Source organism: Streptomyces sp. NPDC002889 (assembly GCF_042888425.1).
Lineage (GTDB): Bacteria > Actinomycetota > Actinomycetes > Streptomycetales > Streptomycetaceae > Streptomyces.
This window is the reverse complement of sequence record NZ_JBIAPT010000031.1, coordinates 43,646-51,375: the sequence shown is the minus strand read 5'-3', so window position 1 is coordinate 51,375 and position 7,730 is coordinate 43,646. Positions and strand designations below refer to the sequence as shown.

General features: G+C 67.5%; 3 protein-coding genes. All 3 read left to right on the top strand.

The window, feature by feature from the left end:
* Positions 1–288 precede the first annotated feature (288 nt).
* The 3 genes from ACFYWI_RS33475 (at position 289) to ACFYWI_RS33465 (ending at position 7,703) form a co-directional block, all read left to right on the top strand.
* On the top strand, positions 289–459 hold the full coding sequence (locus ACFYWI_RS33475) for a hydrophobic protein (RefSeq protein ID WP_389239533.1): 171 nt from the start codon (positions 289–291) through the stop codon (positions 457–459).
* A 353-nt stretch (positions 460–812) separates the two neighbouring features.
* A complete protein-coding gene (locus ACFYWI_RS33470; RefSeq protein ID WP_389239532.1) occupies positions 813–5,111 on the top strand; it encodes a HAMP domain-containing protein in 4,299 nt (1,432 codons plus the stop codon).
* A gap of 63 nt (positions 5,112–5,174) precedes the next feature.
* Positions 5,175–7,703, top strand: coding sequence for a GAF domain-containing SpoIIE family protein phosphatase (locus ACFYWI_RS33465; RefSeq protein ID WP_389239531.1), 2,529 nt, complete (start codon positions 5,175–5,177; stop codon positions 7,701–7,703).
* Positions 7,704–7,730: the final 27 nt, after the last annotated feature.

Here is a 7,730-nt window from a genome sequence, read left to right as displayed (position 1 = left end):
CCCAACCCACACCCCCCCCCGCCCCCGGGCCCCCCGACCGCACCCCGGCTATTTTTCCCCCCGCACCGCCCGCTCAATGCCGGGGTCTAGCGGGGGGGGGGGGCCCGCAAACCCGCCCCCACCCCCACTTTCATGCGGCCGGCTGCCTTTCGGACCGCTCGTACGAGCCCTTTGCGGAGCACTGGAAACAAGCCAACCGAATTCCCCCGGAACGACGTACGAAACACATGGAAATGAGCACATGGAAGGTGAATCGCGGGGCACATGAGGTCCTGGAGGTTGATAACTATGGTTCCCCTGATACTCGTTCTCCTGCTCGCCCTGATCCTCTTCGGTGCCGGATTCGCACTGAAGGCACTGTGGATCGTGGCAGCAGTCGTGCTCGCTGTGTGGCTGCTCGGTTTCGTCATGCGCTCCGCCGGAACAGGAGGAAGTCGCGGTCGCTGGTACCGCTGGTAAAAGCACCGGCCTGAAACGTCGGGCGGCCCCGGACATGAATGTCCGGGGCCGCCCGACATCGTATGCATGTGCCGGCTCCGCATCGACCGCGAGCCCACCATCGGCAGGGCCGAGACCTCCACCCGGGCCTGACGTCCTGTCCCCCTGCGGCAGGCACCTTATGATCCGCTTCCCCGGGATCCACGCTTCGGACGATCCTTCTCGGCGTCGCAGCTCGTCGGCTAGTCTTTGAGCAATTTGCCGTCTTCAAGGGCGGCGGATCGAAGCGTGGGACCAGGCGTCGCGATCTGTCCGCGGTGGACACTGGGCATCTGCGTGTACTGCTCTCGTGACCGAACTCGAGTGAGGTTGACATGGCTGACACGACCGGATCTCGGTCTGCGGTGGGCAGCAAGGCTCCACGCGGCGCCGCCAAGGTCGGTGAGCTGGAATTGCGGCAGCTGCTTACCGGGCTGACCGCCGTCCGCGACGGAGACTTCGGCACCCGGCTGCCCAATGAAGCCGATGGCTTGCTCGGTGAGATCGCCACGGTCTTCAACGGCATGGTCGACCAACTCTCGCTGTTCACATCCGAGGTGACCCGCGTCGCACGCGAGGTGGGCACCGAAGGAACCCTCGGCGGCCAGGCCGAGGTACCCGGGGTGTCCGGCACCTGGGCAGATCTCACCGACTCGGTGAACGCCATGGCCGGCAACCTCACCACGCAGGTACGTGACATCGCGCAAGTGGCCACTGCGGTCGCCAAGGGCGACCTGTCCCAGAAGATCGACGTCGATGCCCGGGGCGAGATCCTCGAGCTGAAGGAGACCGTCAACACGATGGTCGACCAGCTCTCCGCCTTCGCCGACGAAGTGACGCGCATGGCACGCGAGGTCGGCAGCGAGGGTCGCCTCGGTGGTCAGGCGCAGGTACCCGGCGTCGGTGGCGTCTGGCGGGACCTGACCGACTCGGTGAATTTCATGGCCGGCAACCTCACCAATCAGGTCCGCAACATCGCCCAGGTCACCACAGCGGTCGCCAAGGGCGACCTGTCCCAGAAGATCACCGTCGATGCCCGGGGCGAGATCCTCGAGCTGAAGAACACCATCAACACCATGGTGGAACAGCTCTCCGCCTTCGCCGACGAAGTGACCCGCGTCGCACGCGAGGTCGGCACCGAGGGCAGACTCGGCGGACAGGCGGACGTCAAGGGGGTCTCGGGCACCTGGCGGGACCTGACCGACTCGGTGAACTTCATGGCCGGCAACCTCACCGCTCAGGTGCGTTCGATCGCGCAAGTCGCCACTGCGGTCGCCAAGGGCGACCTGTCGCAGAAGATCACCGTAACCGCGCGCGGTGAGATCCTCGAACTGAAGGACACCATCAACACGATGGTCGACCAGCTCTCCGCCTTCGCCGACGAAGTGACCCGCGTCGCACGCGAGGTCGGCACCGAGGGCAGACTCGGCGGACAGGCGGACGTGCGCGGCGTGTCGGGCACCTGGAAGGACCTCACCGACAACGTCAACGTCATGGCCTCCAACCTGACGGGCCAGGTGCGGTCCATCGCCCAAGTGGCCACCGCTGTGGCGCGTGGTGACCTCTCGCAGAAGATCACCATTGAGGCCATGGGTGAGGTGGCCGCGCTCGCCGGGGTGATCAACACCATGGTCGACACGTTGTCGGCGTTCGCGGACGAGGTCACCCGTGTGGCCCGGGAGGTCGGTACCGAGGGCATCCTCGGTGGCCAGGCTCATGTCCCCAACGTCGCCGGGACCTGGAAGGACCTGACGGAGAACGTCAACTCCATGGCGAACAACCTGACCGGGCAGGTACGCAACATCGCCTTGGTCACCACCGCCGTCGCCAACGGTGACCTGTCGAAGAAGATCGACGTCGATGCGCGCGGCGAGATCCTGGAACTCAAGACCACCATCAACACGATGGTCGACCAGCTGTCGTCGTTCGCGGCCGAGGTGACGCGCGTCGCCCGGGAGGTGGGCAGCGAAGGCCGCCTCGGCGGCCAGGCCGAGGTCGAAGGCGTTTCGGGTATGTGGAAGCGCCTCACGGAGAACGTCAACGAGCTGGCAGGCAACCTGACGCGGCAGGTACGGGCCATCGCGGAGGTGACCAGCGCTGTGGCGGAGGGCGATCTGACCCGCTCCATCACCGTGGACGCTTCCGGCGAGGTCGCCGAACTCAAGGACAACATCAACTCGATGGTGGGGTCGCTGCGGGAAACGACCCGGGCCAATCACGAGCAGGACTGGCTGAAGACGAACCTGGCGCGCATCTCCGGCCTGATGCAGGGCCACCGGGACCTCACTGTCGTGGCCGAGACAATCATGGATGAGCTGACCCCTCTGGTGGAGGCTCAGTACGGTGCTTTCTATCTGGCCGAGGACGGCGACCGGGGCGTGGAACTGACGCTTGTCGGCTCCTACGGCCGCCCTGCGGGATCCACCCGGGACACACGGTTCAAGCTGGGCGAATCCCTGGTCGGCCAAGCCGCGCGCAGCCGCCGCGTCATCGCCGCGGACGATGTTCCGGCCGGCTACGTCACCCTCTCGTCCGGCCTCGGCCACACCACACCGGGCAGCTTGATCGTGCTGCCCATTCTCGTCGAGGACCAGGTCCTCGGTGTCATCGAGCTCGCGTCGTTCACTGCCTTCGCGCCCGTCCACCGCGACTTCCTCGAACGTCTCATGGCAACCGTGGGCGTCAACGTCAGCACCATCGTGGCCAACGCCCGCACCGACGAGCTGCTCGAAGAATCACAACGCCTGGCGAGCGAGCTCCAGGCACGCTCGGAGGAGCTGCAGGTGCAGCAGGAGGAGCTGCAAAGATCCAACGCCGAGCTGGAGGAGAAGGCCGCGCTGCTGGCCGCGCAGAACAGCGACATCGAGGCCAAGAACCTCGAGATCGAGCAAGCCCGCGGCGAGTTGGAGGCCCGGGCCCAGCAGCTGTCCCTCGCTTCGAAGTACAAGTCGGAGTTCCTGGCCAACATGAGCCACGAGCTGAGAACCCCGTTGAACAGTCTCCTCATCCTCGCGCAGCTCCTGTCGCAGAACCCCACGCGCAACCTCACGCCCAAACAGGTCGAGTACGCGGGCATCATCCACTCGGCCGGCTCCGACCTGCTTCAGCTGATCAACGACATCCTGGACCTGTCGAAGGTCGAGGCCGGCAAGATGGACATCAATCCGGAAAGAGTCCCGCTGCGTCGGCTCCTGGAGTACGTCGAAGCCACCTTCCAGCCGCTCACCAGCCAAAAGAGCCTCGGCTTCACGATCACCACAGCCCCTGGAACGCCGACCGACCTGCTCACCGACGACGCGCGACTTCGTCAGGTGCTGCGCAATCTGCTGTCCAACGCGGTCAAGTTCACCGAACGCGGCAGCGTCGAGCTCCGGATCGAGCCCGCGGCGGACAGCGAACTGCCGCAGACCATGCGTGGCGGCGGGCCCACCGTGGCATTCCGCGTCAAGGACTCCGGAATCGGCATCGCCGAGCAGCAACTGGAATCCATCTTCGGCGCCTTCCAGCAGGCGGACGGCACCACGAGCCGAAACTACGGCGGAACCGGGCTGGGTCTGTCCATCAGCAGGGAGATCGCCCACCTGCTCGGCGGCGCGGTCACCGCTGAGAGCACACTGGGCCAGGGAAGTACCTTCACGCTCTATCTCCCGGCACGGCGGGCGGACTTCGAACACCGCGCCGCACTGACGCACAGCTCTGAAGCCGGCAGACACGAGACGACTCCCGACGGCATCCTTCGTCCCGCCGCCCCGCTCGCCCTTCAACCGCCACCGCGACAGCGGCGCCTTCTGGTGATCGAGGAACGGCCTCGGGGCCTCATCACTCTGGTCGCCGAGAGCACGGTCGCCGAGTTCACCGACGGCCGCGACCTGACCGACCCACATGCCTCAGTGGAAGTCATCAGCGCCCTCGGCGCTCAGGAAGCGGCCGCCGCACTCGCCGCGGAGTCCTGCCACTGCGTCGTACTGGACCTCGACATGCCGGACGGCGAAGCCCTCAAGTTCCTCGATGCCATGGACGGCGACGCCGGATTGCGCAGCGTTCCCGTCCTGGCCCACAACAACCGCCGTCTGGACCCGACGCACGAACGGATTCTGCAGTCCCGCGCCGAGACCCAACCGCTGGAGCTGCTCTCCAGCCTGGACGAACTGCGGGAGCGCATCGCCCTGCACCTGTCCGCCGAGCAGCCGGGCGACGTCCTGCCGCTCCTGCGCCCCGAGGAAGCCGCGCACGCATCGCCCCGGGACACCGACGGGACCCTTGCCGGGCACACCGTGCTCGTCGTCGATGACGACGCCCGTAATCTGTACGCCCTCAGCGGCATCCTGGAACTCCACGGCATCACCGTTCTGCACGCCGAGAACGGCCGCAAGGGAATCGACACGCTCTCCGAGAACCCGGGCATCGACCTGATCCTCATGGACGTGATGATGCCGGAGATGGACGGCTATACCGCCACGGCCGAGATTCGGCGGATGCCTGCCCACAGCGCTCTGCCCATCATCGCCGTGACGGCCAAGGCAATGCCCGGGGACCGCGAGAAGTGCCTGGCCGCAGGAGCCAGCGACTACGTCACCAAGCCGTTGGACGCCGATGACCTCGTCGCGTGCATCCGCCGCTGGGTGAACACGTAGCCGGCGCCCCGCCCCGTCGGCCGCTTCTGTGTTCCAACCCACCCCGCTAGGAGCAGCACCACAGTGAGAACGCCCCAGTCGCCCGATGAGCCCGTCCGGGATGACGGGCCGCTGGGATCCGCCTCCGATCGCCCGCACCCTCGCGTGGGCCATGTCCCGCCTCCCCACCGGTCGCAGGACAGCATCACGGACGGGCCCCCCGGGCTCGCCGACGTCGTGGAGCATGCCGACGCCGCGGCCGTCGGCACATCGTCGGTCGGCCGACTGGCCGCGACAGTGGAACGCCTTCGCAGCGAGGTCCGAGCAGCCCATGCCGCCGCGGATGGCCGCGCCCTGGTCGAGCTCGCCAAGGGAGTCCTGATCGAGCGGCTCCGCTGCGGCCCCACCGAGGCGGCCGGTCATCTAGCCGGGCTGGCCGCACAAGCGGGCATGTCACAGCTGGAGCTGGCCGCCGACATCATCAACCAGGCCGCGCACGACAGTTTCACCGAGGCGGCCCGCGACTTCATTTCTCTGACCAAGCGGACCGGGGAGAGGACCGGGGGGACGACGGGAGGATCTGTCGCGGTGCGCCTGCGTGCGGCGGAGAGCGGCGCGCTGGCCGCGGACGACACGCAAGCCGTTGCCGAGTCCGTCCTGCAACACGCACTCGCTCCGCTGGGTGCCAGTGCGGTCGCCATCTGGGCGGCAGGACCTGATGCCTCTCTCACCCTCGCCGGCAACGCCGGATTCGCCGCGGAGGAAGCCGGGCGTTGGCGCTATGTGCCGCCCGGTGTGGAGACGGTGGCCCGCCGAGCGCTGACGGAGCGCCGGACCGTGTGGTTCCCGGCACTCGCCGAAGCGGGCCTTCCCTCGATCAGCGATTACCAGGCAACCGGCGGCGGTCGAGTGGCCGTGCCGGCCGGCGCCGGCGGCCGGATCATCGGAGTTCTGGAGATCTGCTGGCCCCAGCGGCTTGCGCCGCAACCGCCTCAGATCCAGCGTCAGGTGGAGGCTCTCGCCGAACTGTGCGCCCATACGCTGGAAGCGCACACGGCGGCGGTCATCGGCTCCCCGGGCGCACCCAACGCGCTGAAGCGGGATCTTGCCGAACTGATCGACCTCGTCGACGGCCTCTACGATCCCGCTCTCGTGCTGGTGCCTCACCTCGAGGCCGACGGGCACCTGAGCGACTTCCGCATCCATCACACGAACCGGCACTTCGTCGATCCCGCAGGGCGACCACGCAGCGCCGTCAGCGGAGCGATGCTTCTGGAGGCCTACCCCAAGGCCGCCGGCAACAGTGACCTGTTCGAGAAGGTGGAGAGGGTGCACGCCACCGGTGAACCCTTCCATGCCCAGCGGATGACGCTCACGGCGCTGGTCGATCAGGTGCCGCTCGAAGCTGTCGCCGATCTCAGTATCAGCAGGCATGGCGGTGCTGTGCTGCTCATCTGGCGCATAGAAGACGAAGCAGGCCGGCTGGCCAGCCTGTTGCAGCACGCCCAGCGCCTGGGCCGCATCGGCGGCTTCGAGGAGAACACGACAACCGGCAAGATCACGTGGAACCAGCAGCTGCACAGCCTCCACGGCATGCCGCCCACCGCCGCACCCATCCCCCTGGAGCAACTGCCCGCGCATGCCCACCCCGACGACGCCGTCGCCATCGGCCGTTTTCTGCGCACCTTGTTCCGGCACCGGCGGGCCGCTTCCACTGCCTTCCGTCTGCAACGTCCCGACGGTGTCACTCGGCATGTCCGCGTCGTCGCTGAGCCGGTTCTCGACGCGGACGAGCGGCTCCTGGCTGTACGGGGTGCCTTCCAGGACATCTCCTCCCAGCACTGGACCGAGGTGGCGTTGGCAGCAACGCGTGACCAACTCGCCCACACGGAACAGGAGTCGGCCGAACGCAACCGCTTGGCGCTGCAACTCCAACAGGCCATCATGCCGCCCGCACGGGCGCCGATCGACGCACCTGGGCTCAGCATCGGAGTGCGCTACCGGCCCGCGGAGACCGAGCACCTCGTCGGCGGCGACTGGTACGACGCATTCGTCCTGCCGTCCCGGCAGATCCTCGTGTGCGTCGGTGACATCGCAGGCCACGGCATCGAGGCAGCGACCAGCATGATCGTCCTGCGCAACGCCCTACGTGGCCTCGCTGTCACCGGCGCGGGCCCCGCACAGCTTCTGACCTGGCTCAACATAGTGGCGCACCACCTGACCGAGCCGGTCACCGCCACTGCGGTCTGCGGTCTTTACGATCCCGGCCGCCGTATCCTGCGCTGGGCCCGTGCCGGTCACCTGCCGCCTGTCCTGGTCAGCGAGCAGCAGGCCACGACCCTGCCGCTCATCCGGGGCATGCTACTCGGCGCCGTCCCACAAGCGGACTACGAGGAAGGCGAAGTACGGCTCGGGGCGGGCGCCACGTTGCTGATGTACACCGACGGTCTGGTCGAGAGAAAGGACTCCTCCCTCCACGACTCGCTCCAGCATCTGATCGCCACGGCGAGTGTCTCCGCCCGGTCGCTGGAACAGCGGCTGGACCGCCTGCTCACCCACAGCAGGGCCAACACCGACGACGACACATGCGTCATCGGCCTCCAGGTGGAGTGAGGGTGGGCTCGGACGGTGCGCCTGCCC